23 protein-coding genes and 1 tRNA gene are annotated in these 24004 nt (G+C 67.0%); 13 read left to right on the top strand and 11 right to left on the bottom strand.

The window, feature by feature from the left end; translation table 11 throughout:
* Positions 1 to 29: 29 nt before the first annotated feature.
* Positions 30 to 803 (bottom strand): peroxide stress protein YaaA, encoded by a 774-nt coding sequence (yaaA, locus tag ACOZBP_RS03190; RefSeq protein WP_422675482.1) that lies wholly within the window; start codon positions 801 to 803, stop codon positions 30 to 32.
* A 94-nt stretch (positions 804 to 897) separates the two neighbouring features.
* Positions 898 to 2301 (bottom strand): FAD-binding oxidoreductase, encoded by a 1404-nt coding sequence (locus ACOZBP_RS03185; RefSeq protein ID WP_422675006.1) that lies wholly within the window; start codon positions 2299 to 2301, stop codon positions 898 to 900.
* A gap of 77 nt (positions 2302 to 2378) precedes the next feature.
* On the opposite strand from ACOZBP_RS03185, the gene ACOZBP_RS03180 reads away from it, so the two are divergent.
* The 3 genes from ACOZBP_RS03180 to ACOZBP_RS03170 are packed head-to-tail and all read left to right on the top strand — an operon-like array spanning position 2379 to position 4358.
* A complete protein-coding gene (locus ACOZBP_RS03180; protein WP_422675005.1) occupies positions 2379 to 2846 on the top strand; it encodes an NUDIX hydrolase in 468 nt (155 codons plus the stop codon).
* Between the two features lie 24 nt (positions 2847 to 2870).
* Positions 2871 to 3896, top strand: a complete 1026-nt coding sequence (locus ACOZBP_RS03175) for an SPFH domain-containing protein (protein ID WP_422675004.1) — start codon at positions 2871 to 2873, stop codon at positions 3894 to 3896.
* Positions 3897 to 3899: 3 nt separating this feature from the next.
* Positions 3900 to 4358 carry an NfeD family protein gene (locus tag ACOZBP_RS03170; RefSeq protein ID WP_422675003.1) on the top strand — a complete coding sequence of 153 codons (459 nt, stop codon included), beginning with the start codon at positions 3900 to 3902 and terminating at the stop codon, positions 4356 to 4358.
* Positions 4359 to 4360: 2 nt separating this feature from the next.
* Here the strand turns inward: ACOZBP_RS03170 and rnhA are convergent, their stop codons facing one another.
* Positions 4361 to 4813: a ribonuclease HI gene (gene rnhA / locus ACOZBP_RS03165; RefSeq protein WP_422675002.1), complete on the bottom strand. Its 453-nt coding sequence runs from the start codon at positions 4811 to 4813 to the stop codon at positions 4361 to 4363.
* A gap of 110 nt (positions 4814 to 4923) precedes the next feature.
* Between rnhA and ACOZBP_RS03160 the strand changes: the two genes are divergently transcribed.
* From ACOZBP_RS03160 to tatC, 3 genes are read left to right on the top strand one after another with little or no spacing between them, the layout of a single operon-like run.
* Positions 4924 to 5142, top strand: a complete 219-nt coding sequence (locus ACOZBP_RS03160) for a twin-arginine translocase TatA/TatE family subunit (protein ID WP_422675001.1) — start codon at positions 4924 to 4926, stop codon at positions 5140 to 5142.
* A gap of 26 nt (positions 5143 to 5168) precedes the next feature.
* Positions 5169 to 5741 carry a Sec-independent protein translocase protein TatB gene (gene tatB / locus ACOZBP_RS03155; protein WP_422675000.1) on the top strand — a complete coding sequence of 191 codons (573 nt, stop codon included), beginning with the start codon at positions 5169 to 5171 and terminating at the stop codon, positions 5739 to 5741.
* Positions 5738 to 6625 (top strand): twin-arginine translocase subunit TatC, encoded by an 888-nt coding sequence (tatC, locus tag ACOZBP_RS03150; protein WP_422674999.1) that lies wholly within the window; start codon positions 5738 to 5740, stop codon positions 6623 to 6625. The genes tatB and tatC overlap by 4 nt, the downstream gene beginning before the upstream one ends.
* Before the next feature lie 236 nt (positions 6626 to 6861).
* On the opposite strand, the gene glnA is transcribed toward tatC, so the two are convergent.
* Entirely contained in the window at positions 6862 to 8271 is a 1410-nt protein-coding gene (gene glnA / locus ACOZBP_RS03145; protein WP_422674998.1) for a type I glutamate--ammonia ligase, read from the bottom strand.
* A gap of 71 nt (positions 8272 to 8342) precedes the next feature.
* Positions 8343 to 8681: a P-II family nitrogen regulator gene (locus ACOZBP_RS03140; RefSeq protein ID WP_292037543.1), complete on the bottom strand. Its 339-nt coding sequence runs from the start codon at positions 8679 to 8681 to the stop codon at positions 8343 to 8345.
* A gap of 119 nt (positions 8682 to 8800) precedes the next feature.
* Between ACOZBP_RS03140 and ACOZBP_RS03135 the strand changes: the two genes are divergently transcribed.
* Positions 8801 to 9625, top strand: a complete 825-nt coding sequence (locus ACOZBP_RS03135; RefSeq protein ID WP_422674997.1) for an NAD(P)H-hydrate dehydratase — start codon at positions 8801 to 8803, stop codon at positions 9623 to 9625.
* Between the two features lie 6 nt (positions 9626 to 9631).
* Here the strand turns inward: ACOZBP_RS03135 and ACOZBP_RS03130 are convergent.
* A tRNA-Leu gene (locus tag ACOZBP_RS03130) sits at positions 9632 to 9716 on the bottom strand.
* Positions 9717 to 9871: 155 nt separating this feature from the next.
* Positions 9872 to 11530 carry an amino acid permease gene (locus tag ACOZBP_RS03125; RefSeq protein ID WP_422674996.1) on the bottom strand — a complete coding sequence of 553 codons (1659 nt, stop codon included), beginning with the start codon at positions 11528 to 11530 and terminating at the stop codon, positions 9872 to 9874.
* Positions 11531 to 11686: 156 nt separating this feature from the next.
* On the opposite strand from ACOZBP_RS03125, the gene hrpB reads away from it, so the two are divergent.
* On the top strand, positions 11687 to 14122 hold the full coding sequence (gene hrpB / locus ACOZBP_RS03120; protein ID WP_422675481.1) for an ATP-dependent helicase HrpB: 2436 nt from the start codon (positions 11687 to 11689) through the stop codon (positions 14120 to 14122).
* A gap of 63 nt (positions 14123 to 14185) precedes the next feature.
* Complete coding sequence (locus ACOZBP_RS03115) at positions 14186 to 15475, top strand: MFS transporter (RefSeq protein ID WP_422674995.1); 1290 nt, start codon at positions 14186 to 14188, stop codon at positions 15473 to 15475.
* A 3-nt stretch (positions 15476 to 15478) separates the two neighbouring features.
* Here the strand turns inward: ACOZBP_RS03115 and ACOZBP_RS03110 are convergent, their stop codons facing one another.
* The 3 genes from ACOZBP_RS03110 to ACOZBP_RS03100 are packed head-to-tail and all read right to left on the bottom strand — an operon-like array spanning position 15479 to position 18734.
* Positions 15479 to 16291, bottom strand: a complete 813-nt coding sequence (locus ACOZBP_RS03110) for a TrmH family RNA methyltransferase (RefSeq protein ID WP_422674994.1) — start codon at positions 16289 to 16291, stop codon at positions 15479 to 15481.
* On the bottom strand, positions 16291 to 17187 hold the full coding sequence (locus ACOZBP_RS03105) for a class I SAM-dependent methyltransferase (protein WP_422674993.1): 897 nt from the start codon (positions 17185 to 17187) through the stop codon (positions 16291 to 16293). The genes ACOZBP_RS03110 and ACOZBP_RS03105 overlap by 1 nt, the downstream gene beginning before the upstream one ends.
* A gap of 17 nt (positions 17188 to 17204) precedes the next feature.
* Positions 17205 to 18734, bottom strand: coding sequence for a glycosyltransferase family 2 protein (locus ACOZBP_RS03100; protein ID WP_422674992.1), 1530 nt, complete (start codon positions 18732 to 18734; stop codon positions 17205 to 17207).
* Between the two features lie 11 nt (positions 18735 to 18745).
* Between ACOZBP_RS03100 and ACOZBP_RS03095 the strand changes: the two genes are divergently transcribed.
* The 4 genes from ACOZBP_RS03095 to ACOZBP_RS03080 are packed head-to-tail and all read left to right on the top strand — an operon-like array spanning position 18746 to position 21916.
* Positions 18746 to 19378, top strand: coding sequence for a TetR/AcrR family transcriptional regulator (locus ACOZBP_RS03095; protein WP_422674991.1), 633 nt, complete (start codon positions 18746 to 18748; stop codon positions 19376 to 19378).
* Positions 19375 to 20169, top strand: coding sequence for an ABC transporter substrate-binding protein (locus ACOZBP_RS03090; RefSeq protein ID WP_422674990.1), 795 nt, complete (start codon positions 19375 to 19377; stop codon positions 20167 to 20169). The genes ACOZBP_RS03095 and ACOZBP_RS03090 overlap by 4 nt, the downstream gene beginning before the upstream one ends.
* Positions 20166 to 21155, top strand: coding sequence for a FecCD family ABC transporter permease (locus ACOZBP_RS03085; protein ID WP_422674989.1), 990 nt, complete (start codon positions 20166 to 20168; stop codon positions 21153 to 21155). Before ACOZBP_RS03090 ends, ACOZBP_RS03085 begins: the two co-directional genes overlap by 4 nt.
* A complete protein-coding gene (locus ACOZBP_RS03080) occupies positions 21152 to 21916 on the top strand; it encodes an ABC transporter ATP-binding protein (protein ID WP_422674988.1) in 765 nt (254 codons plus the stop codon). Before ACOZBP_RS03085 ends, ACOZBP_RS03080 begins: the two co-directional genes overlap by 4 nt.
* 38 nt (positions 21917 to 21954) lie before the next feature.
* Here the strand turns inward: ACOZBP_RS03080 and ACOZBP_RS03075 are convergent, their stop codons facing one another.
* Positions 21955 to 23985: a transglycosylase SLT domain-containing protein gene (locus tag ACOZBP_RS03075; protein WP_422674987.1), complete on the bottom strand. Its 2031-nt coding sequence runs from the start codon at positions 23983 to 23985 to the stop codon at positions 21955 to 21957.
* Between the last annotated feature and the right edge of the window lie 19 nt (positions 23986 to 24004).

The following is a 24004-nucleotide window of genomic DNA, read 5'->3' as shown; positions in this document are numbered from 1 at the left end:
ACCCTAACCGCAGTCGTTCAATCTGGCGATCAGGAATTTCCTTCTCTGATGAATATCCAGTCGGCCTCGGTCGAAAGCGCCTTGTCGAAGCGGTAGCCGTCGCGGTCGAAGGCCTTGAGATCAGCAGCCTTTTCAATGCGGTTCTCAATGGCGTAGCGGGCCATGGCGCCGCGCGCCTTCTTGGCGAAGAAGGAGATGATGCGGGCCTCGCCGTCCTTGCGCTCCTTGAAGTGGGGCGTGACGACCGGCAGCTTCAGCGCCTTGGCGTCGACGGCGCCGAAGTATTCCTGGCTGGCCAGGTTGACCAGGGTGCGGTCGGACAGCGGCTCGGCGTCCGCGTTCAGGCGCTGCGAAATGCGCTCGCCCCAGAAGTCATAGAGGGTAGCGCCGCGCTTGGTCTTCAGTCGCGTGCCCATCTCCAGCCGGTAGGGCTGGATGGCGTCCAGCGGCCGCAGCAGGCCGTAGAAGCCCGACAGGATGCGCAGGTGATCCTGCGCCCAGGCCAGATCGGCCGGGGCCAGCGAGCGGGCTTCCAGCCCGTCATAGACGTCGCCGGCGAAGGCGAAGACGGCCTGAAGCGCGCCCTCGGTCGCCTCGTTGTCGAAGGATTGGAAGCGTTCGTAGTTGAGGTCGGCCAGAGCGTCCGAGATCGACATCAGGCGGCGGAGATCGGCGCGGCTCAGCTTCTTTGTGACCTTGGCCAGTTCGGCGGTCTCGTCGGCGCAGCGGCGCGGCGTCGTGGCTACGTCGAGGGCAGGGGGCGTGAAGTCCAGCCGTTTGGCCGGGGACAGGACGATCAGCAAGGCGACATAGACTCCGAAACATCGGGAAGCGGGCCTCATAGGCCCCTTCCGTGACGATTTGAACCGTCGGCGGCGTCACATGCGGTCGTGAGGCCTAGAAGAGGACCGCCGGGTTCATGATCCGCTGTGGGTCTATGGCCCGCCGAACGGCCTGCATGGTGGCGATCTCCAGCGGCGACTTGTAGCGACGGGCTTCATCGGTTTTCAGCCGTCCGAGGCCATGTTCCGCCGAGATGGAGCCGTTGTAGCGGGCGACGACGTCATGGACGATTTCGGACCCTTCCATCCAGCGGGCGATGAAGGCGGGGACGTCCTCGCCGACGCCGGGGATCACGTCATAGTGAAGGTTGCCGTCACCGACGTGGCCGAAGACCGAGACGCGGCAGCCGGGATGGAACCTCTCGACGGCCGCCGTGGCCTCGTCGATGAAGTCGGCGATCTGGGACACCGGGACCGAGACGTCGTGCTTCCAACCGCCGCCCTCGGGCTTGAGGCCCGCCGAGTGTTCTTCGCGCAGACGCCAGAAGGCGGCCTTCTGGGCGTCGTTCTGGGCGATGGCGGCGTCGATGATCAGGCCCTCCTCGAAGGCGCCGGTCAGCAGTCGCTCCATGGCCGAATCGGCGCCGTCGGGCTCGCCCGAGGTCAGCTCGATCAGGACGTACCAGGGCGGGGTCGATTCCAGCGGCTCGCGCGTGTCGGGAATGTTCTTGAGCACCAGGGCCATGCCGAGGCGCTTCATCAGCTCGAAGGCCTCGACCCCGCCGCCGGTCTCGGCCTTGGCGCGGGCCAGAAGGGCGACGGCGGCGTGGTGGCTTTCCAGCCCGACGATGGCCGTCGCGCGGCTGCGCATGATGGGGAAGAGCTTGAGCGTCGCCGCCGTGACCACGCCAAGCGTGCCCTCGGCGCCGATGAACAGCTGCTTCAGGTCATAGCCGGTGTTGTCCTTGCGCAGGCGCTTCAGGCCATCGAACACCTGACCGTCGGGCATGACGGCCTCGATGCCCAGCACCAGGTCGCGCATCATGCCGTAGCGCAGGACGGCGGTGCCGCCGGCGTTGGTCGAGATGACGCCGCCGATGGTGGCCGAGCCCTCGGCCGCAAGGCTGAGCGGGAAGAAGCGGTCCTTTTCCTTGGCCAGCTGCTGGGCCTCCAGCAGGGTGACGCCGGCCTCCAGCGTCATGGCGTCGTCGAGCGGCGTCACGTCGCGAACGGCGCGCAGCTTGCGGGTGGACAAAAGGACTTCGCCGAACGGGATCTGGCCGCCGACCAGGCCCGTGCCGCCGCCCTGGGTGACGACGGCGACGCCGTGGCGGGCGCAAATTTCGATGGCCCTGGCGACTTCCTCGGTCGTGCGCGGTTGCAGCAGGATCGGCGTTTCGCCCGTCCAGCGCCCGCGCCATTCGGTCAGCCAGGGCGCCATGTCGTCGGCGTCCGTGGTCCAGGCGCCGGGCAGGGCGGCTTTCAACTCTTCGAGGGCGGCGGGCGTGGGGAGGGTCATATCCGCCTTGTGGCAAAAGGCGTGGCGTGGTGGAAGCGCAAAACCCTGCCTCCAGGCGGTCAATTTGCGGAGAAAACATGATTCCGGTCCCGGCCGTCGGCGTGGTCTGCCTGAAAGGCGACGAGGTCCTACTGATCCGGCGCGGCACGCCGCCGCGTCAGGGCGAATGGAGCCTGCCGGGCGGTCGGATCGAGCCGGGCGAACGGCTGGCCGCCGCCGCTCTGCGCGAACTGCGCGAGGAGACGGGCGTGGAGGCCGAACTGATCGGCCTCATCGACGTGGTCGATGGCCTGTTTCCCGAGGCGGGGCGGCACTACGTCCTGATCGACTACGCCGCGCTCTGGACCGGCGGCGAAGCGGTGGCGGGCGACGACGCGGCCGAGGCGGTCTTTGTGCCGTTCGAGGAAGCGTTGCGGCGAGTGGACTGGTCCGAGACGCGCCGGGTCATCCGGCAAGCTCGCGCCATGGCGGCGGATCGCCGCGCTGACGGCCTTGTCATCGTCGGTGAACCGGATTCGGTGGCGCAGGAGCAGGGCGACCGTTAAGCTGCGCCTCAACCGGAGGGGCTTATGGATTTTTCGATTATCTTTGTGGTGATGTTCGCGGCCTTCGCGATCATCTTCCTGTTCAGCGTCATCAAGATCGTGCCGCAAGGCCGTGAGTTCACGGTGGAACGGTTCGGCAAATACACCAAGACGCTGAAGCCGGGCATCAGCATTCTGACCCCCTTCGTCGAGCGGGTGGGTCACCGCATGAACATGATGGAGCAGGTCCTGGACGTGCCCCAGCAGGAGGTCATCACCAAGGACAACGCCATGGTGAAGGTCGACGCCATCGTCTTTATCCAGGTGATGGAGGCTTCGGCAGCCGCCTATCGGATCGAGAACCTGCCCTATGCCATCACCCAGCTGTGCTCGACCAATCTGCGCACCGTGGTCGGCTCGATGGAGCTGGACGAGGTCCTGTTCCAGCGCGACAGCATCAACTCGCGCCTGCTGACCGTCATCGACGCCGCGACCGAGCCGTGGGGCGTCAAGGTCAACCGGATCGAGATCAAGGACCTGACCCCGCCGGCCGACATCACCAACGCCATGGCGCGTCAGATGAAGGCCGAGCGCGAACGCCGCGCCGTCATCACCGAGGCGGACGGCGAGAAGCAGGCCGCCATAGCCCGCGCCGAGGGCGCCAAGCAGGCCGCGATTCTGGAAGCCGAGGGCCGCCGCGAGGCCGCCTTCCGCGACGCCGAAGCGCGCGAGCGTGAAGCCGAGGCCGAGGCTAAAGCTACGGCCATGGTGTCGGAAGCCATCGCCCGCGGCGACGTCAACGCCATCAACTACTTCGTGGCTCAGAAATACGTCGAAGCCTTCGCCGAACTGGCGCGCAACCCGACGGCCAAGACGGTTATCGTCCCGGCCGAGATGAGCGGTCTGGTCGGCACCATCGCCGGTCTGGGCGAACTGGTTGGTCTGGCCAGGGAACAGCAGCAAGGGCGCACCGACACGCGGGCTGTGGCTCGGCCGGCATCGGCTTCCGCGCCGCCCGCCCGCGCCGCCACGCCGCGTCGCCCCGGCGGCGCTGTGCCTACCACGGAGTAAACCATGGACTGGATCCTGAACCTCTATGCCGCCCAGCCCTTCTGGCTGTGGTTGGCGGTGGGCGTGGTGCTGCTGGGAATAGAGGCGGCGGCCTCGACGGAGTGGTTGCTGTGGCCCGCCGTTTCGGCGGGGTTGGTTGCGCTGATCTCGGCGCTGGCGCCCAATCTGGGATTGCCGGTCGAGATCGGCGTCTTCGCCGCCCTTACGGTGGCCGCTACGGTTCTGTCGCGCCGCCTGATCAAGCGGGTCAATCCGCAGGATGAGCCGGACATCAACGATCGCGACCTGCGTCTGGTCGGCGAACGGGCGCGGGTGGTCGAGGCCTTTGTGGACGGTCGCGGCCGGGTCTTCGTCTCGGGGGCCGAATGGCCGGCCGAGATCGAGGGCGCTGCGCCTCTGGCCGGAGAAAGCGTGGTGGTCGAATCGGTCAACGGGCCTCGCCTGCGGGTCCGTCCCGTCTGAGGCTAGCGGCGTCGCATCTCGTCGACGCCGCGATTCGCCAGGCCGTCGGCCCGCTCGTTCAGCACGTGGCCGGCATGACCCTTGACCCAGTGCCATTTGACCTCATGGCGGCTGCGGGCCTCGTCCAGGCGGCGCCAGAGGTCATCGTTCTTGACCGGCTTCTTGTCGGCGGTCTTCCAGCCACGGGCCTTCCAGCCCCTGATCCACTCGGTGATGCCCTGCATGACGTATTTGCTGTCGGTGTGCAGATCGACGCGGCAAGGACGTTTCAGGGCCTCCAGCGCGGCGATGGCGCCCATCAACTCCATGCGGTTGTTGGTCGTGCTGGGTTCTCCGCCCCACAATTCCTTCTCGTGACCGCCGCCGGTCTGAAGAACAGCACCCCAGCCGCCCGGGCCGGGATTGCCCTTGCAGGCGCCGTCGGTATGGATGATGACGTGATCAACGAGACTCATGGCCGCGTCCCTACAGCGTCCCTTGGCGCGCCGCCATCAGTCAGCCTATATGACGCACAACAATCAGTCGGACGGGACCGCTTTCGTGGTCCCCTTGAGGAGGTAACGCCATGGGCTCCATGAGCATCTGGCACTGGGCCATCGTCATCGTCGTGATCGCGCTTCTGTTCGGCGGACGCGGCAAGCTCTCCGGCATCATGGGAGACGCCGCCAAGGGCATCCGCGCCTTCAAGGACGGCCTGAAAGACGACAGCGACTCCAAAGGGCCGAAGGAAGGCGTCAGTTCGCTGCCGCGCACCGAGGCCGAAAAAGAAGACCTGAACCGCTGATCGCGTTCGCGGAAAGACGCTGAATCATGGGTGGTCTTGGCCCCGGAATCGGCGGGTTCGAAATCCTTGTCATCGGTCTGGTGGCCCTGCTGGTCGTGGGGCCCAAGGATTTGCCGATGCTGATGCGCAGGGTTGGGCAGTTCGTCGCCAAGGCGCGCGGCATGGCCAACGAATTCCGCGCGAGTTTTGACGAAATGGCGCGGCAGTCCGAGCTGGACGACCTGCGCAAGGAGGTCGAGGCGCTGCGGACGGGGCAGGGCATGCACCCGCTCGGCGCCGACGCCGAAGCAGCCTTCAAGGACATCCGCAAGGATCTTGAGGCCCCGCTGGACGCCCCTGCTCTGGCTGCACCTGCCGTGGCTGCTCCCGCGACGGTCGCCACCGGCGTCGACGAATGGCCGGACGAGTTCCAGCCCGTGGCTGAACCGATCGTCGAGATGGTCGTCGCCGAACCCAAGGCCAAGGCGGCTGCAAAGCCCAAGACGGCGCGTGCTCCAGCCAAAAAGGCCGCCAAGCCGACCGCGAAAGCGGCCAAGGCCGTCGCTGAAACTGCAGCGCCCAAACCCAAAGCCGTGCGTAAGAAGAAGGTCGATCAATGACGTCGCTCGACCGGGATGAGGACGAGATCGAGGCCTCGCGGGCCCCGCTGATGGATCACCTGATCGAGCTGCGCGGGCGGCTGCTGATCTGCGTCGTGGCCTTCATCGTCGCCTTCATCGGCTGTTTCGCCTTTTCCGAAAAACTCTACCTGTTCCTGGTCCAGCCCTATGTGGTGTCGGCCGCCTTCCACCAGACGGTGGGGGCGCACGGCCATGTGTCGCCCTTTGACCTGATCCTGGGCACGGCGCGCCTGATCCCGGTGCCCGATGTGGACCACCAGAGCGTCAAGCTGATCTATACGGCGCCGCTGGAGATCCTGTTCACCAAGATGAAGCTGGCCGGTCTGGGCGCGGTGATCGTCGCCTTCCCGGTTCTGGCCTGGCAGCTGTATCGCTTCGTCGCGCCGGGTCTCTATCGCAATGAGAAGGGCGCCTTCCTGCCCTTCCTGGTGGCGGCGCCTTTGCTGTTCCTGCTGGGTGCAGCCCTCGTCTATTTCGTCATGCTGCCCTTCGTCATGTGGTTCTCCTTGAGCCAGCAGATCATCGGGCAGGGGGTCTCAGCCGAACTGCTGCCCAAGGTGTCCGACTATCTGAACCTGGTGACAGCCCTGATCCTGGCCTTTGGCCTGTGCTTCCAGCTTCCGGTCGTCATGACCCTTCTGGGCCTGGCGGGCATGATCAGCTCGCAGGTCATGGCCAAGGGGCGTCGCTACGCCATTGTCGCCGTGGTCGTGATCGCCGCCGTAGTGACGCCGCCGGACCCGATCAGCCAGCTGATGCTCGCCGTGCCCATGGTGCTGCTCTACGAGGTCTCGATCTGGTGCGTCCGCATCATCGAACTGCGCCGCAAGAAGGCCGATGCGGCTGACGGGTTGGCGGACTGAAACCCAGCTCGGGTTTACCCGTCATGTTCTGTGCCCCGACGCCCGTGAAATCCTCATGTGGCGGGCGTAAGGCCTGTCCGCGCCATCGGCCTGTCTGATATTCGGCGCCAGTTTATGGGCGGCCCAGAGGCCGCGCGTCTGTATGCCGGGCCGCGGATGTTCATGCGCAGCATCGAGCATGAAAAAGGCGCCGGACGTTTCCGCCCGGCGCCTTGATCGTCAGGCTGATCCGGGGATCAGCAGCTGTAGTACATGTCGAACTCGACCGGGTGCGGGTGCAGTTGCAGGCGCGCGACCTCTTCCGATTTCAGCGTGATGTAGCTGTCGATGAAGTCGTCATCCATGACGCCGCCCTTCTTGAGGAAGGCGCGATCGGCGTCCAGGGCGTCGAGGGCTTCCTTCAGCGAGCCGGCGACCTCGGGGATCGAGCCGCGCTCTTCCGGCGGCAGGTCGTAAAGGTTCTTGTCGGCGGCCGCGCCCGGATCGATGCGGTTCTCGATGCCGTCCAGACCCGCCATCAGCAGGGCCACGAAGGTCAGGTAGGGGTTGCCCATGGGGTCGGGGAAGCGGGCTTCCAGACGCTTGGCCTTGGGCGATGAGACGTGCGGGATGCGGATCGAGGCCGAACGGTTGCTGGCCGAGTAGGCCAGCTTCACGGGCGCTTCATAGCCGGGCACCAGGCGCTTGTAGGAGTTGGTGGTCGAGTTGGCGAAGGCGTTGATGGCCTTGGCGTGCTTGATGATGCCGCCGATGTACCACAGACACTCCTGCGACAGGCCGGCATACTTGTCGCCGGCGAACTGAGGCTTGCCGTCCTTCCAGATCGACATGTGGACGTGCATGCCCGAGCCGTTGTCGGCGAACATGGGCTTGGCCATGAACGTCGCCGATTTGCCGTAGGCCGCGGCCACGTTGTGGATCACGTATTTGTAGAGCTGCAGGCGGTCGGCCATGGTCAGCAGGTCGCTGAACTTCAGGCCCAGTTCGTGCTGCGCCGGGGCGACCTCGTGGTGATGCTTCTCCGGATCCATGCCCAGGTCCTTCATCACGCCCAGCATTTCGCCGCGCAGGTCCTGCGCGGAATCGACCGGGTTGACCGGGAAGTAGCCGCCCTTGTGACCCGGGCGGTGGCCCAGGTTGCCCTCGGCGTATTCAGCGCCGGTGTTGGACGGCAGCTCGATCGAATCGAAGCTGTAGCCGGTGTTGTGCGGGGCGGTGCTCCAGCGCACGTCGTCGAAGATGAAAAACTCGGCTTCCGGGCCGAAATAGACCACGTCGCCCACGCCCGAGGACTGGACATAGGCCAGGGCCTTCTTGGCCATAGAACGGCTGTCGCGGTTGTAGGGCTCGCCCGTATCGGGGCTGAGCACGTCGCAGAACAGGAAGAGGGTGGTCTGCTGGTAGAAGGGATCGATGTAGGCGCGCGTCAGGTCCGGCTTCAGCAGCATGTCGGACTCGTTGATGGCCTTCCAGCCCGCGATCGACGAACCGTCGAACATGGTGCCTTCTTCCAGGAAGTCCTCATCGACCATGCCGATGTCGAAGGTCACGTGCTGCAGCTTGCCGCGCGTGTCGGTGAAACGGATGTCGACGTACTGGACGTCCTTTTCCTTGATCTCTTGAAGGATCTTTTGGGCGGCGCTCATCTCGAGGTCCTGTCAGTTCGGGGAGGAGGAACGAAAAGCGGCCGCCCTTGCGAGGCGGCCGTGGTGGTGGGTCAGATAGCCTGGGCGCCGGTTTCGCCGGTGCGGATGCGGATCACGTCTTCAAGCGAGGAAACGAAGATCTTGCCGTCGCCGATCTTGCCGGTCCGGGCTGCGGTCTGGATGGCGTCGACGACGGCCGGGGCCAGATCGTCGGCCACAACGACCTCGATCTTGATCTTGGGCAGAAAGTCGATGACGTACTCGGCGCCGCGATAAAGCTCGGAATGACCCTTCTGGCGGCCGTATCCCTTGGCCTCCAGCACAGTCATGCCCTGCACCCCGATATCCTGGAGAGCATCTTTCACTTCATCCAGCTTGAATGGCTTGATGACGGCTTCAATCTTCTTCATGGCGAGTCCCGAGCCGGCTCCCTGGTTGGTCCGACGCTCGGGGGGTAAAGGGACATTGCATCGCACAATAAGGCAAGCAATTTTCGTGCGTAGAGGCCATCCGTGAACGGAATTCGATCATGAGCCCGATTAACGACCCCGCAAAATGGCAAAGCCTGCTGCCCTGGCCGGCGGCCGATACACACAAGCATGTGCGGGGACGTCTCGGCGTGGTGTCAGGCGGCGCGCTTTCGACGGGCGCCGCGAGACTGGCGGCGCGGTCAGGCCTGAGAATCGGAGCAGGATTGGTGAAGGTCTTCTGTCCTCCCGATGCAGCGTCGGTCCTGGCGCCGACGCTGGAGGCGGTAATGCTGACCAGCTTTGCGACGGCTGACCAGTTGACGACGTTGGCCCAGCCGATGGACGCGGTTGTCATGGGGCCTGCGGCAGGTCTGACCGAGGCGACGGCAGCCAATGTCGCAGCCCTGGCGCGGACGGGGGCGGCTTTGGTCGTCGATGCTGACGCCCTGACGTTGTTTCGGGATCGAGCCGGAGACCTGTTCAACTACCTCGACCGCGATGACGTCCTGACGCCTCACGAGGGCGAGTTCGAGCGGCTCTTTCCGGGGCTTTTGATCAAGGGGCGTGAGGTTGCGGCTCTGGAGGCTGCCGGCCGCGCGGGCTGCGTGGTGGTGCTGAAGGGCGCCGCCACCGTCGTCGCCGCGCCTGACGGGCGCTGTATCATCAACGGCAATGGTTCGCCCTGGCTGGCGACGGCGGGCAGCGGCGATGTGCTGGCGGGGATGATCGGCGGGCTGTTGGCCCAGCATATGGACAGCTTTGACGCAGCCTGTGCCGCAGTCTGGATACATGCGGACGCTGCGAAACGTTTTGGACCCGGCCTGCTCGCCGAGGACCTTCCCGACCTGATTCCGGCGGTTCTGAGAGATCTGTATCCAAGCTGAAGCCTGTGGTGCGGATGAGAGGACTCGAACCTCCACGCCTCTCGGCGCCAGAACCTAAATCTGGTGCGTCTACCAGTTCCGCCACATCCGCATAGGTAGGCCGCAGCGTTTAGGCGAGGGGGAGAGAACAGGCAACCGACAAGGGTGGTCAGACAGAAAAAAGGCCCCGGAGAAATCCGGGGCCTTTTCCCTCAATCGTGGCCTACCGCGCTCTCGCGCTGCTTAAGGCCGGAGCTGATCCGGGGATCAGTCCTTCTTGTTGTCGACGCCGTGGCCGAGGGCGTCCACGGCCGTTTCCAGCGTGGAATCCTCGGTGATGTCGATGCCCTTGGCCAGCTTGGAGTTCCAGAAGCCGTAGGCTGCGTAGATGATGGCGCCGATGACGGCGTAGCCGCCCAGCAGCATCAGCGGCAGGGGATTGTCCTCGGCGGCGTGCTGGAACATCGGGATCAGGTTCTGGCTGGCCAGGAACAGGCAGGCGCAGATACCCAGGAAGGCCGTCACGACACCACCCGGAACGCGGAACGGACGGTGCATTTCAGGGTGCTTGATCCGCAGAACGATGACCGAGAGACAGACGATCGAGAAGGCCGTGGCGGTGCCCAGCGAGACCAGGTCACCCAGGATCGAGATGGGCAGGAAGGCCGCAGCAATGGCGATCAGGATGCCCAGGACGATGGTGCCGATCCAGGGCGTGCGGAACTTGGGGTGAACCGCAGCGAAAGCCTTCGGCAGCAGACCGTCGCGGGCCATGGTGTAGAAGACGCGCGTCTGGCCGTAGCAGAGCACCAGCATGACCGAAGACAGGCCCGTGACGGCGCCGATCTTGATCAGGAAGGCGATCAGGTTCAGTTGGCCGCTAGGCGCGGCCGCCAGCGGCACATTGGCCCATTCCAGACCCATGCGGTCGATGGCGACGGCGATCGGAGCCGGCGATGCCAGCTCGAGATAGGGCACGACGCCGGTCATGACGGCGGCCACAGCCATGTAGATCAGGGTGCAGACGAACAGGGCGCCGAGAATGCCGATGGGCACGTCCTTGGACGGGTTCTTGGCTTCAGCCGCCGCCGTCGAGACGGCTTCAAAGCCGACATAGGCGAAGAAGATGATGGCTGCGCCCCGGAAGATGCCGCCGACGCCGAACTGACCGGCCTGACCCGTGGGTTCGGGGATGAAGGGCACCCAGTTATCGGGGTTAACGTACTGAATGCCCACCGCGATGAACGTGAGCAGGACGATGATCTTGATGACCACGATGGCGTTGTTGATGTTCGCCGATTCCGACACGCCCAGCACCAGCAGGCCGCAAACTGCGGCGATGCCGACGGCTGCGACCAGATTGAAGGTGCCGGTCATCGGGAAGGAAGTCGCGCCCGCGTCCTGGACCAGTTGAACCAGGGGAGTCGCCCATTGGGGGCCTTCGCCGCCCGCATACTGTATGGCCGGGAATATCTGCTGACTTATCCCAAAGTCGCTGAGGATCGACACGACATAGCCGGACCAGCCGACGGCCACGGTTGAGGCTGCGACGCCGTACTCCAGCACCAGCAACCAGCCCATGATCCAGGCGAAGACCTCGCCCAGGGTGCCGTAGGCATAGGTATAGGCCGAGCCGGAAACCGGCATGGTCGACGCCAGTTCGGCGTAGCAAAGGCCAGCCAGACCGCAGGCGATGCCGGCGACCACGAAGGACAGCATGATGGCAGGGCCGGCGTTGGCCGAGGCAACCTGGCCGGTCAGAACAAAGATGCCGGCGCCGATGATGGCGCCGATGCCCAGGCTCATCAGATTGATGGGCCCCAGGGTCCGTTTCAGCTCACTCTTGGCGGCTTCTTTCTGGATCTGAGCAATGGATTTTTTAAGGAATAGCCGGTTGCCGGCTGGCTTTACGCCGTCTGCGGACATGAAGTCGCGCCCCCAATTACACAACGACCCCTCCCGGGTCGTCTTCTTGGAGGCGGACGCTAACCATCCCAAGGGTCATGCGCAACGCGGTTTCGCTTGGATGAAGCGCAGACGACGCTTTCGTGACCGGGGGCGTTGCGGCTAGAGCGCAGGATGATGTTGCCGATTCACGCTGTACTTGAGCCGCTGAAAGCGGCGCTGAGCGCGACCAACGCGGTCGTTCTGGCCGCCCCGCCGGGGGCGGGCAAGACCACGGTCGTGCCTCTGGCCCTGCTGGATCAGCCCTGGCTGGGCGACCAAAGGGTGCTGGTGCTGGAACCGCGCAGGCTGGCGGCGCGGGCGGCGGCGGACCGGATGGCGGCGAGCCTGGGTCAGAAGGCCGGCGGAACCGTCGGCTATCGCACCCGGCTGCAAAGCCGCATCGGGCTGGAGACGCGGATTGAAGTCATCACAGAGGGTGTCTTCACACGAATGATTCTGGACGATCCGGGACTGGACGGCGTCGGCGCCGTCCTGTTCGACGAGTTCCACGAGCGCAGTCTGGACGCTGATCTGGGTCTGGCCTTGGCGCGCGAAAGCCAGTCGGTGCTGCGGGAGGATCTGCGGCTGCTTGTCATGTCTGCCACGCTGGACATCGCGGGGGTGTCGAAACTTCTCGACGGGGCGCCGGTGATCGAAGCCGAGGGGCGGATGTTCCCGGTCGAGACCCTCTATCTGGGCCGCAATGTCGCCGAGCGATTCGAGGATGCTGTCGCGCGCGCCGTCATGCTGGCTCTGGGCGATCAGACCGGCTCGGTGCTGATCTTCCTGCCCGGGCAGGGCGAGATTCACCGGACGGTCCAGCGCCTGAAAGAGCGACTGCGCGATCCGACCGTCGATGTGGTCGCCCTCTATGGCGCGCTGGACAAGGACGAGCAGGACCGCGCCATCGAACCGGCGCCGCCCGGTCGTCGCAAGGTGGTGCTGGCGACCTCGGTGGCGGAAACCAGCCTGACCATCGAGGGCGTGCGGGTGGTGATCGACGGCGGCCTGTCGCGCGTGCCTCGGTTCGAGCCGTCCAGCGGCCTGACTCGGCTGGCGACGGTCAAGGTCAGCCGGTCTTCGGCCGAACAAAGGCGGGGCCGCGCCGGGCGTGTCGAGCCGGGCGTCTGCTACCGTCTGTGGGACGAGGAGCAGTCGCGGGGTCTGGTCGCGCATCAGCGACCGGAAATTCAGGAAGCCGACCTGACCTGCTTCGCGCTCGATCTGGCGCGCTGGGGGGCGAAGTCGGTCGAGGGGTTGGCCCTGTTGGACCCGCCGCCCGCCGGGGCGCTGGCCGAGGCGAGGAAGGTGCTGATCCGACTGGGCGCGCTGGACGCCAAGGGCGATCTGACTTCGCACGGGCGACGTCTGACCCGGATACCGCTGCCGCCGCGACTGGCGCACATGGTCGCTGTGGCCTCGGATCAGGACGACGCTTTGGGCGGGGCCAAGATCGCCGCGGTGCTGAGCGAGCCGGGGCTGGGCGGCAACGCCGTTGATCTGCATGACCGACTGAAGGGGCTGGAGCGGGATCGCTCGCCACGGGCGCGGGACGCCATGAAGCTGGCCGGGCGGTGGGCGCGGGCGGCGGGCGGCGGAACTGGCGGCGAGGCGGATGCCGGCCTGCTGCTGGCCGAGGCCTTCTCCGAGCGGATCGCACGGGCGCGCGGCAAGCCGGGCGAGGTGTTGCTGGCGTCCGGGCGGGGGGCCTTCCTCGATCCGGCGGAACATATGGCGCGCGAACCTTGGCTGGCGGTGGCGGAACTGGGCGGCGGCGAGGCGCGCGACCGCATCCGGCTGGCGGCGGCGCTGGACGTTACGACGCTGGAGGCCGATCTGGCGCACCGGATCGAGGTCGAGGACCGGCTGGTGCGTGAACCCTCGGGCAAGCCGGTGATCCGCCGCATTCGCCGGATCGGCGCCTTGGTCCTGGACGAGAAGGTCGTCGGCGCACCGGATCGCGCGACCATGACGGCGGCGCTGAAATCCGAGGTCGAGGCGGGCGGGCCGAAGGCCCTGAAGTGGGGCGAGCAGGCGGGCGCTCTGCGGGCGCGGCTGGCCTTCCTTCATGGGCTGGATGCGACCTGGCCAGATGTATCGGACGAAGGTCTGCTGGCCCTGCGTGAGGACTGGCTGTGGCCGCTGCTGGACGGGGCGCGGTCGCTGGGCGACATCGGCGACGGCAAGTTGGCGGAGGCTCTGCGCGGCCTGATGCCGTGGGATTTGCAGCGCAAGCTGGACGACCTGGCCCCGCCGCGCCTGACCACGCCGCTGGGCAGCGCCGCCATCGACTACGCCGCCGAGGGCGGACCGCGCGTCGAAATCCGGGTTCAGGAGCTGTTCGGGGTGAAGATCCATCCGACGGTCGGCGGCGGGCGGGTTCCGCTGACGCTGTCCCTGCTGTCGCCAGCACGGCGGCCAGTGCAGGTGACCAAGGACCTGCCGGGGTTCTGGACCGGGTCCTGGGCGGCGGTGCGCAGCGAGATGCGCGGTCGCTATCCCCGCCATCCCTGGCCGGAAGACCCCGCCAACGCCGCGCCCACCAACCGGGTCAAGCCCCGCGGAACCTGACGCTCCGCTTGACGATGGACGGCGGCGCACCGCAATGAGCTTGCATCAATGCAAGGATTTCGCGTGGCCGACGCTGCACCCTCACCGCCTGTCGCCTCCAAACGGAGAATTCTGTTCGCCAGCCTGATCGGCACGACGATCGAGTTCTTCGACTTCTACATCTACGCCACGGCCGCGGTGCTGGTGTTTCCGGCCCTGTTCTTCCCCGGCGAGGACGCGACGACGGCCATGCTGTCGTCCTTCGCCACCTTCTCCATCGCCTTCTTCGCGCGGCCCGTGGGCGCTGTCGTCTTCGGCCATTTCGGCGACAAGGTGGGGCGCAAGGCGACTCTGGTCGCGGCCCTGATGACCATGGGGCTGTCGACGGTGGCCATCGGCCTGCTGCCGACCTGGCATTCGGTCGGCGTGATCGCGCCTCTGTTGCTGGCCCTGTGCCGGTTCGGGCAGGGCCTGGGTCTGGGTGGCGAGTGGGGCGGGGCGGTGCTGCTGGCGACCGAAAACGCGCCGCCGGGCAAGAAGGCCTGGTTCGGCATGTTCCCGCAGCTGGGCGCGCCGATCGGCTTCATCCTGTCGACCCTGAGCTTCATCATCCTGACGGCGACGCTGAGCAATGAGCAGTTCCTGACCTGGGGCTGGCGCATTCCCTTCATCGCCAGTTCGTTGCTGGTCTTCGTTGGCCTGTGGGTGCGGCTGCGCATCACCGAGACGCCGGAATTCAAGACCGCCATCGACAAGGCCGAGCGGGTCGATACGCCGATCCTGACCCTGCTGGCGCGGCACAAGTTCGCCCTGCTGACCGGGACGCTGGCGGGGATGGCCACCTTTGTCCTGTTCTATCTGATGACGGTCTTCGCCCTGGGTTGGGGGACGACGGCGATGGGCTATACCCGCGAGCAGTTCCTGCCGATCCAACTGCTGGGCGTCTGCTTCTTCGGCCTGTTCATTCCGCTGTCGGCCCTGGCGGCGGATCGCTGGGGGCAGGGGCGGACCCTGCTGGTCACGTCGGTCGCCATCGCTCTATTCGGCCTGGTGCTGGCCCCGCTGTTCGGCAGCGGCGGGCTGGCGGGCGTGGTGGCTTTCTTCATCATAGGTTTCAGCCTGATGGGCTGCACCTATGGGCCGCTAGCCGCAGCCTTGGCGCGGCCCTTCCCGACGACGGTGCGCTATACCGGCGCGTCGATGACTTTCAATCTGGCGGGGATTCTGGGGGCGTCGCTGGCGCCGTTCGCGGCGACCTGGCTGGCCGGTCGCTACGGCTTGCAGGCCGTGGGCGCCTATCTGGCCGTGGCCGCCGTCCTGACCATTCTGGCCCTGCTGGGCATGAACCGGATCAAGACGGAGGGCGAGGTTTAGGCCTTAGATGTCAGTGCCGTAGGCTGCGTCGGTCACGGCATAGACCATGATGCCGGTGGCGATGGCCAGGTTCAGGCTGTCGGCCCGGCCGCGCATGGGGATCTTGACGTTCAGGTCGCAGGCGGCGGCCAGGTCGTCGGTCAGGCCGGCCTGTTCATTGCCCATCATGATCAGGGCCGGGTGGAGCACGGGGCTGTCGCGATAGCCGTGCTGGGCGTCCAGACGGGTGCCGATGACGCTGCCGGGCCACTGAGCGCGCCAGGCCAGGAATTCCTCGCGCGAGGCCTTACTGATGGTGACGGCGAAGACCGAGCCCATGGTGGCGCGCACGGCCTCGACCGAGAAGGGATCGACGCAGTCGCCGATCAGGATGACGCCGCCGCAACCGGCGGAATCCGCCGTGCGGATGATGGTGCCCAGATTGCCCGGATCACGCACCTGCTCCAGCGCCACCCAGCAGGGCTTGGCGTCCGGCTTGATGGCGTCCAGCGGGGTATAGACCTGCTCGAACACGCCCAGCACCGTCTGGGGATTGTCGCGACGGCTGATCTTTTCGAGGATGGCGTGCGTCACGACGATGATCTGGCCGCCGGCCCTGATTGTCTCGGCCTTGGCGCGGTCCAGCAAGGGATGAGGTCGGGCCTCTTCGCCGACCAGCAGCATGACCGGGGCGCGGCCCTGATCCAGGGCTTCGCCGATGAATTTCAGACCCTCGGCCAGGAAACGGCCGGTCAGGTCGCGTTCCTTGCGCATGTGCAGGGCGCGAACCGACTTGATGGTGTCGTTGGTCAGGGAGGTGATGACGCGCTCAAACATCAGGCGCTCCATCTGGCGAAGAAGCTGAGGCCGATGGCGCGGGCGTCGGGACCGTCCTCCGACAAGGCCAGTTCGCCCCAGTCGATGCGTCCGCCGCGATCATGCGTGGCTTCCGCCATCGCGTGCGCCAGAGACAGGCCTGAAATCCGGGCGGCATAGGCGTTCAGCAACAGGAAAGAGGCGTCGTCGGACAGAAGCGCGGCGCAGTCTTTCAGCAGTTCAGGCATGTCCTCGAACAGGCGCCAGACCTCGCCGTTGGCGCCGCGACCGTACTTGGGCGGGTCCAGAATGATGCCGTCGTACTTCGAGCCGCGACGCACCTCACGGGCGACGAACTTGCGGGCGTCTTCGACGATCCAGCGGATGGGGTGGTCGGATAGGCCCGACTGCTCGGCGTTCTCGCGGGCATAGGCGACGGACTTCTTGGAGGCGTCCACGTGGGTCACATGCGCGCCCGCCGCCGCAGCGGCCAGGCTGGCGACGCCGGTATAGCCGAACAGGTTCAGGATCCTCGGCTGGTTCAGGGTGCGGACGCGGGCGTCCATCCATTCCCAGTTGGCCGCCTGCTCGGGGAAGAAGGCCAGGTGGCGGAAGGGGGTGAAGCGGCCGGTGAAGCGCACGTCGCGCCATTTCAGCGGGAAGGCGTCGATGGGGCCGTGGGCGTCGAAGCGCCAGCGACCGGCGTCTTCTTCTTCCTGCTGCGGATCGAAGACGGCGGTGGCGCGCTCGAAGGCCGCCGGATCGCGCGGCGCCCAGAAGCACTGGGGCTCGGGCCGGACCACGGTGTAGCGGCCGTAACGCTCCAGCTTGCGACCGTGTCCGCTGTCGAGCAGCGCATAGTCGGACCAGCCTCGCGTGACGAGGGTTTCGGGCGTGGGGGAGAGAACGGGAGCCATCTGCGGCTGATAGGCGCTCAGGCGGCTGCTCGTCCAGACTCGGCGACCGCCGACTCGGGCATCGGCGGGAAATCCTGGGGCGCGACATCCGGCTTGTGAGCGGTCTTGTCCCAGCGATGAGGCTCCGCGATCAGCCTGATCAAGGCGTGGATGAAGGCGAGACTCAGCAGCGACCAATAGCCCGGGGCCGCCAGGACATCCCAGGCGTTGAAGGGCGTATGAGCGCGACGGGCGCCGATCAGGGTTGTCATGGCGGCTGCGGCTGTGCCGCTCAACAGGATGCCGAGGCCCATCCATGGCGTCGCAGGCAGGTCTCGCGCCAGCAGCGCCAGCAGGAAAAATGTCGCAATCCATGCAACGGAGAGGGCGTGAAGCGCAGCCGAGGCCAATGCGGCTCCGAGCGTCAGGGCCAGGGCGCTCCAGCCTCGCCACCCCATGCCGGACACCGATCGTGTGTGCACTAGCAGGGTCTGCATATAGCCTTTTAGCCAACGCGTTCGTTGGGGAAGCCAGTGAAGCAGCCGGCCGGGCGGCGTTTCGTAGGTCGGACGTGTCAGAACGCCGAGGCGCCATCCGCGACGCCATATGCGAAAGCCCAAATCCGCATCTTCGGTTACATTCCATGCGTCCCAGCCGTCGAGCGCTCGCAAGGCGGACGTGCGGAAGTGATTGCTGGTGCCACCCAGGGGAAACGGCATTCCCATGCGGGCCATCGCGGGAAGTGTGATCTCGAACAGGGCGGCGTATTCCGCAGCAAAATGGCGATCGAGAAAGGGCGAGTCCTCATACCCTCGGTGAATGCGACGGATACGCAGCGGCGCCTGAAGGCAGACGAGGTCGTCATCCTCGTTCGCAAAACGCGCCGCAGCCTCCTTCAACTGTAGCGGGTCGGGATCGTCCTCGGCGTCATAGACGGTCAGGAACTCGCCCTTGGCCACGGCCAGGGCGTGGTTGAGGGCGCGGGGTTTGGTTGTCGGAACACCCGATGGAACCACAAGAACCTGAAGCCAAGCCGGGCGTTTCATGGCCAAAGCGGCGGAAATGGTGGCTTGGTCGTGCGCCTCCAGAACCAGATAGCCGTCGAGCAAGTGTCCGGGATAATCCAGACGGGACAAGCGTTCGACGAGATAGGGCAGGATCGCGGCTTCGTCATAAAGCGCCACCACAACCGAATAACGCGGCAAGGCCGCCGGTGCGGGCGGCGATGGCGGACTAGGTTGCTGACTGACGATCACTGTCAGAAAACGCCACAGAACGATGACGAGGAAGCCTGCCTGGACCAGGATCAGCAGAGCTGCGCCGACATGCGGCCAGACGAGGGCGGACGCCGTTCCGCCGACGAGCAATATCGCCCCCGTCATGAGTTGCTTGGGTGTCGTCGTGACCCGGGCCGCGCGAGCGCCGATGCTGGGCTGCAAGGCCCTTTGAGTTCCGTGCATCAGCCTCCCCCGAACCGCGTTATCCATTACTATTAACGTCAGTGTTTGCTTGGTGGCAAGCGATTGGCGATTCGCGCGGGGGCGGCTATGCAGGTCTCTTCCCATCATGGAGTTGTGGATTGTCCGGCGACTTGACCACTACGCCGCGCTCCGCCCGCAAGCCCAAGGGCGAAGGCCATGCGCGGCGCGCAGAAATCCTGACCGCCGCAGAGCGCATCTTCGTCGAGCATGGCTATGAGGGCGCGACGATTCGAAAGATCGCCGACGAGGTGGGTCTTTCATCAACGGCGCTCTACATGCACTTCTCCGACAAGAGCGAGATGCTGCATGAAATCTGCCGAGGTGCCTTCGAAGCGCTGATTGCGTCCCACCAGCAGATTCTGGTTCAGGACGAGCCGCCTGAGGCGCGGCTGCGGCGAATGATCGAGGCCTATATCAAGTTCGGTTTTGATAATCCCAACGCCTACCGCCTGACCTATCTGACACGTCCGGTGGAGGCGCGAGAGGGCGCCCAGACGGTGGCGCAGGAAACAGGATCGGAACTGTTTCGCGCCTTCGTTGCGGTGGTTGAACAGGCTGTGGCCGCGGGACGGATGCGGGGAGATCCCGCCATGCTGGCCCAGGCTATCTGGGCTTGCGGGCACGGCATCGTCTCGCTGCGGATCACAAAGCCCTATTTTGAATGGGCGGACCGGGAGGAACTGACCCGGACGATGCTGGACGCCTTGTTCGCCGGCCTTTTGAAGCCGTGAGGCCTTGGCGCGGCGCTTTTCTGGCGCTCCTTGTCCTGACGCCGGCCGTAGCCGAGGCGCGGCCGTTGCGGGTGCTGTCGCTGGATCAGTGCGCGGACCAGTATGTCCTGGCCCTGGCGCCCGAGGCCGAACTGGCTCTGTCGTCGCGGGCGGACGATCCGGATTCCTGGATGCGTGAGGCGGCGCGGGGGCGGCCTAGGGTTCGGCCGACGCTGGAGGCGGCTATCGGGTTTCAGCCGGACGTCGTGGTTCGCTACTGGGGCGGGGAGCCGCGCCTGTTGGCCGCCTTGGACAAGCGCGGGACGCGAGTGCTGGCCGTCAATGACGCGACCGACATGCGCGGGGTCCGCGAGAATCTGAGGGCCGTGTCGCAGGGGCTGGGCCAGGAGGCGCGGGGCGCGGCCCTGATCGCCCACATGGACCGGCGGCTGGCCCAGGCGGCAGGCGGGGGACGCGGGCGGGAAGCCGTCTACGTCACGCCGGGCGGCTATACGACCGGGGCGGGGTCGCTGATCGATTCCATTCTGAAGGCGGCGGGGTTCCGCAACGGCGTGACCGGGTCGGGCTATCAGCCGCTGGGGATCGAGAAGATCGCGCTGAGCCCGCCGGCTCTGTTCGTGCGGGGCTTCTTCCAGCAGTGGCGGGCGGACTGGCGCGGGCCGGGGCGGCATCCGGTGGTGGCGCGCGCCGCGCAGGGGCGGACGGTGGCGGATCTGCCGGCCGCGACGCTGAGCTGTCCCGCCTGGTTCGCGGCTGACGCGGCGGTCCTGTTGGCGGACGCGGCGCGATGAACAGACATTTGAGCCTGCAGCTCGGGCTAGCGGCGGCGATTCTGCTGGCCCTGGTCGGGGCAGTGCTGTTCGGGGAGACGGCCCTGTCGGCGGCCCAGTATGGGCAGGCCCTGGCTGATCCGGCGTCGGGGCCGGGCGAGGTGCTGTGGCAGGTGCGGGCGCCGCGCGCGGTCTGCGCCCTCATGGTCGGGGCGGCGCTGGGGCTGGCGGGAGCTGTGCTGCAAGGTCTGCTGAGGAACCCGCTGGCCGATCCCGGCGTGCTGGGCGTGTCGGCCACGGCGGCGCTGGGTGCGGCGGGAGCCATTGTGCTGGGAGCGGCGGCCATTCCCGGCCTGGTGGAGAGTGCGGCTCTGGTTGGGGCGGCGCTGGCGGGACTGTTGCTGGTGGTCATCGCGGCTCGCGTGCGAGCGCCCGAGGCGTTGATCCTGTTCGGGGTGGCGCTGTCGAGCTTTGCCGGGGCGCTGACGGCCCTGATCTTCAACCTGTCGCCGTCGCCCATCGCCTCGGCTGAGGTGATGAACTGGCTGCTGGGCTCGGTGCAGAACCGCAGCTGGATCGACGTGGCCTGGGTGGCGCCGGCGCTGGCGGTCGCTGCCGTCTTCGCGGCAGGGGCGTCGCCGGGCTTGCGGATGCTGACGCTGGGCGAGGAAGCCGCGCGGGCGTCGGGTCTGTCGATGGGGCGGATGCGGGTGCTCGCCTTGATCGCCTCGGCGGTCGCGGCGGGAGCGGCGGTGGCGGTGGCCGGGGTGATCGGCTTTGTCGGTCTGGCCGCGCCGCATCTGGTGCGCGCCGCCGTGCGCGGCGATCCGGGGCGGCTGCTGCTGCCCTCGGCGCTGGCCGGCGGGCTGATGCTGGTGCTGGCCGATCTGGCGGCGCGACTGATGGCGACGGATCAGGAACTGAAGCTGGGCGTGTTCACGGCCCTGGTCGGCGCGCCGCTGTTCGCCCTGATCGCCTGGCGCGCGGCGCGGGAGTGGCGGCTGTGAGCGCCTTGCTGGAGCTGGACAGCGTCGTGGCGCGCATGGGCGCGTCGACGGTGCTCGACGGGGTCAGCGTGTCAGTTGGGGCCGGGGAACTGGTCGCCCTGTGTGGGCCGAATGGTGCGGGCAAGTCGAGCGCCATCCGCGCGGCTTTGGGTCTGACGCCTCTGCAAAGCGGCGCGGCCAAGCTGGGCGGCGAGGATGTGCGCCGTTTGTCCGAGCGTGAGCGTGGAACGCGGGCGGCCTATCTGCCGCAGGAACGGCATATCGCTTGGAACCTGCCGGCCATCGAGGCAGCGGCGCTGGGCGCGCCCTTCCTGACGGGGGATGCGGCGTTGCAACGGGCGCGGGCGGCGCTGGACGAGGTCGGGGCAGGGCATCTGGCCGAGCGCGGCGTGGCCGAGATGTCGGGCGGCGAGCGGGCGCGGGTGCTGTTGGCGCGGGCGCTTGTGGTTCAGGCGCCGCTATTGCTGGCGGATGAACCGATCGCCGGGCTGGACCCGGACGCGCAGTTGCTGGTGCTGGAGCGGCTGAGGGCGCGGGCCGACGCGGGCGGCGGCGTGCTGGTCAGCCTCCACGACCTGACGCTGGCGGCGCGGATCGCGGATCGGGTGGTCGTGCTTGACGCTGGCCGCGTGGTTGCGGATGCGGCGCCCGTCGAGGCCCTGTCGTCGGATGTGCTGCGTTCGGTCTTCGGTCTGGATGGGGTTTGGGTCGAGGCGTCGGATGGGCCGCTGCTGGCGGCGCGGAGACTCCTCCAAGTCTGATTGGCGGACCGCTGCGATAGTGGCCCGCCATCCTTGTCTCAGGGTTGATAGGAACGCGGGCCGCTGTTGGGGGGCGTGCCGCGCGCCAGGTCTGCGGATGGCGTCAGCGGGGCCGAGCCGCCGTTCAGGCGGGCGCGATAGACCTGCATGTTTTCCATGACCCGCATCATGTAGTTGCGCGTTTCGGTGAAGGGCGCGCATTCGATGAAGTCGATGGGGTCGACCTGATTGCTGCGCGGGTCGCCGCAGCGGGCCACCCATTGCGGCGGACGGGCGGGACCGGCGTTGTAGCCGACCGTCGCCAGCAGCGGCGATCCACCGAAATTGCTGGTCAACTCCGCCAGATGGTAGCTGCCCAGACGCATGTTGACGTCGGGGTCCCACAGTTGATCCGGCGAGAAGGGGATGCCCATGCGGCGGGCCACGCCCTGCGCCGTGGCGGGCAGGAACTGCATCATGCCGCGCGCGTCGGCGCCGGAGCGCGCCATGGGATCGAAGCTGGACTCCTGGCGCGTGATGGCCAGGGTGAACTCCAGCGGCGCGGCGCCCGAGGTCTGGGGCGGGATGCGTACCGGATACATGCGTTCAGGCATGACGAAGCCGCGCTGGCTGGCGGCGCGACCGACCATCATCGAGCCGAACTGGTCGCCATAGCCCTGCATCAGGTCGAACAGCTGCGACAGGTCGTAGGGTGAGGGCAGGGTGTCGTCGAGGTGGTAGGCGAAGACCCGCATCAGGGTCTTTTCACCCGCCGCGCCCAGGATACGGGTGGCGCGGACCACCTCATTGCCCTCGAAACGGTTGACGTCCTCGGGCGTCGGGGCGGGTTCGCCGGGCAGGGTCAGGGTGGTGATCCCGGCTTTTTCGGCGGCCAGTTGGCCGTAGAAGGTCTGCCAGTGCTCCGCGCCCGCCTGATACCAGCGCTGGGCCCCCTGTCGGTCGCCGCGCGCCTCGGCGGCGCGGCCCAGCCAGTAGAGGGCGCGGCCCTGGGTGATGGGGGTGGAGGAGCTGTTGCGTAGAACCTCGAAGTGTTGGGCGGCGGTGGCGGGATCGTTCAGCTTGGTCAGGGCGACCCAGCCGGCGAAGAACTCGGCGTCCACCTTGCGCTCGCCCGAGGGAAAGCCGTGGCCGTTCATGGCGGCGTAGGCGGCGCGGGGGTCGCCCTGTTGCAGGGCGTCCAGGAAGTAGTTGCGGCGCTCGCTCCAAAGCGTGTCCTGGCCCTCCTTGTGCGAGGGGGCGGGGGGCAGGGCGGATAGCAGGGGGAAGGCCTCGGACTGGCGACCGGCCGAGCGCAGCAGGCGCGCGCGCTCCAGCACGACGGCCGGGTCGTTGGCGACGGCGGGGCTGAGGCCGGCCACGAGGGCGTCGGGCGAATAGGCGGTGCGCAGGGCCATGACGGCGTTGGCGACGGCCTGACGGTCGGCGGGGACCATAGAGACCATGGCGCGGGTCGCCGGTCCGTGCGGGCCGAGCAGCAGCATGTTCAGGCGCGTGACATGATCGTCGGCGTTCAGCCATCCGCCCCAGCGGTTGGCGATCGTGGACTGCTGCGCTTCTTCGAACGAACGGTTGCGCCACCAGTCGCGGATCAGGTCCTGGGCTTCGCGGCGCTGGCCTTTTTGCTCCAGGGCGCCGGCCAGGGCGATGGCGCCCTCGGCGGTCGTCGGGGCCGCGCCATTGAAGAAGGCGACGACGGTGTCGGGCGAGGCGTTGGCCATGGCGAGGGCGCGCTCGCCAGCGGCCCGACGCGAATCACCGCGCGGCCAGTTGGCGAGGTCGGTCTGGGCGCGGGCCAGATCTGCGTAGGACAGTTGCCTGTCGGAGGTGTCCACCAGGGCCCATTCGACCAACTTTTTCGCCGTGGGGTCGGAGATCTGACCCATGATCGACTGGGTGCCGACGACATCGCGGGCGCGGGCAGAGGCCAGGCCTTGCTGGAACAGGGCCATGTCCTGGCCGCTGATGACGCCGTTCTGGCTGGAGGCATAGGGCGCAGGCGTGCTGTTCAGCACGTCCTGGGCTGGCGGAGTCAGAATCGCCAGGGCGGCGGCCACGGTCGTCGCGATCATCAGATGTCCGATCCTCATT

The organism is Brevundimonas sp. NPDC058933 (assembly GCF_049315965.1).
Classification (GTDB): domain Bacteria; phylum Pseudomonadota; class Alphaproteobacteria; order Caulobacterales; family Caulobacteraceae; genus Brevundimonas.
Note: the sequence above shows the minus strand (reverse complement) of the source record. Positions and strands in the feature narration are given on the sequence as shown.

Bases quoted from the DNA above. Each gene is read 5' to 3' on its own strand.
- ACOZBP_RS03170 (WP_422675003.1), top strand. From the start codon at position 3,900: ATGGACTGGATCCTGAACCTCTATGCCGCCCAGCCCTTCTGGCTGTGG.
- glnA (WP_422674998.1), bottom strand. From the start codon at position 8,271: ATGAGCGCCGCCCAAAAGATCCTTCAAGAGATCAAGGAAAAGGACGTC.
- ACOZBP_RS03135 (WP_422674997.1), top strand. From the start codon at position 8,801: ATGAGCCCGATTAACGACCCCGCAAAATGGCAAAGCCTGCTGCCCTGG.
- hrpB (WP_422675481.1), top strand. From the start codon at position 11,687: ATGTTGCCGATTCACGCTGTACTTGAGCCGCTGAAAGCGGCGCTGAGC.
- ACOZBP_RS03185 (WP_422675006.1), bottom strand. From the start codon at position 2,301: ATGACCCTCCCCACGCCCGCCGCCCTCGAAGAGTTGAAAGCCGCCCTG.
- ACOZBP_RS03180 (WP_422675005.1), top strand. From the start codon at position 2,379: ATGATTCCGGTCCCGGCCGTCGGCGTGGTCTGCCTGAAAGGCGACGAG.
- ACOZBP_RS03085 (WP_422674989.1), top strand. From the start codon at position 20,166: ATGAACAGACATTTGAGCCTGCAGCTCGGGCTAGCGGCGGCGATTCTG.
- ACOZBP_RS03140 (WP_292037543.1), bottom strand. From the start codon at position 8,681: ATGAAGAAGATTGAAGCCGTCATCAAGCCATTCAAGCTGGATGAAGTG.
- ACOZBP_RS03125 (WP_422674996.1), bottom strand. From the start codon at position 11,530: ATGTCCGCAGACGGCGTAAAGCCAGCCGGCAACCGGCTATTCCTTAAA.
- ACOZBP_RS03105 (WP_422674993.1), bottom strand. From the start codon at position 17,187: ATGGCTCCCGTTCTCTCCCCCACGCCCGAAACCCTCGTCACGCGAGGC.
- ACOZBP_RS03075 (WP_422674987.1), bottom strand. From the start codon at position 23,985: ATGATCGCGACGACCGTGGCCGCCGCCCTGGCGATTCTGACTCCGCCA.
- ACOZBP_RS03100 (WP_422674992.1), bottom strand. From the start codon at position 18,734: ATGATGGGAAGAGACCTGCATAGCCGCCCCCGCGCGAATCGCCAATCG.
- tatB (WP_422675000.1), top strand. From the start codon at position 5,169: ATGGGTGGTCTTGGCCCCGGAATCGGCGGGTTCGAAATCCTTGTCATC.
- ACOZBP_RS03175 (WP_422675004.1), top strand. From the start codon at position 2,871: ATGGATTTTTCGATTATCTTTGTGGTGATGTTCGCGGCCTTCGCGATC.
- ACOZBP_RS03160 (WP_422675001.1), top strand. From the start codon at position 4,924: ATGGGCTCCATGAGCATCTGGCACTGGGCCATCGTCATCGTCGTGATC.
- tatC (WP_422674999.1), top strand. From the start codon at position 5,738: ATGACGTCGCTCGACCGGGATGAGGACGAGATCGAGGCCTCGCGGGCC.
- rnhA (WP_422675002.1), bottom strand. From the start codon at position 4,813: ATGAGTCTCGTTGATCACGTCATCATCCATACCGACGGCGCCTGCAAG.
- ACOZBP_RS03110 (WP_422674994.1), bottom strand. From the start codon at position 16,291: ATGTTTGAGCGCGTCATCACCTCCCTGACCAACGACACCATCAAGTCG.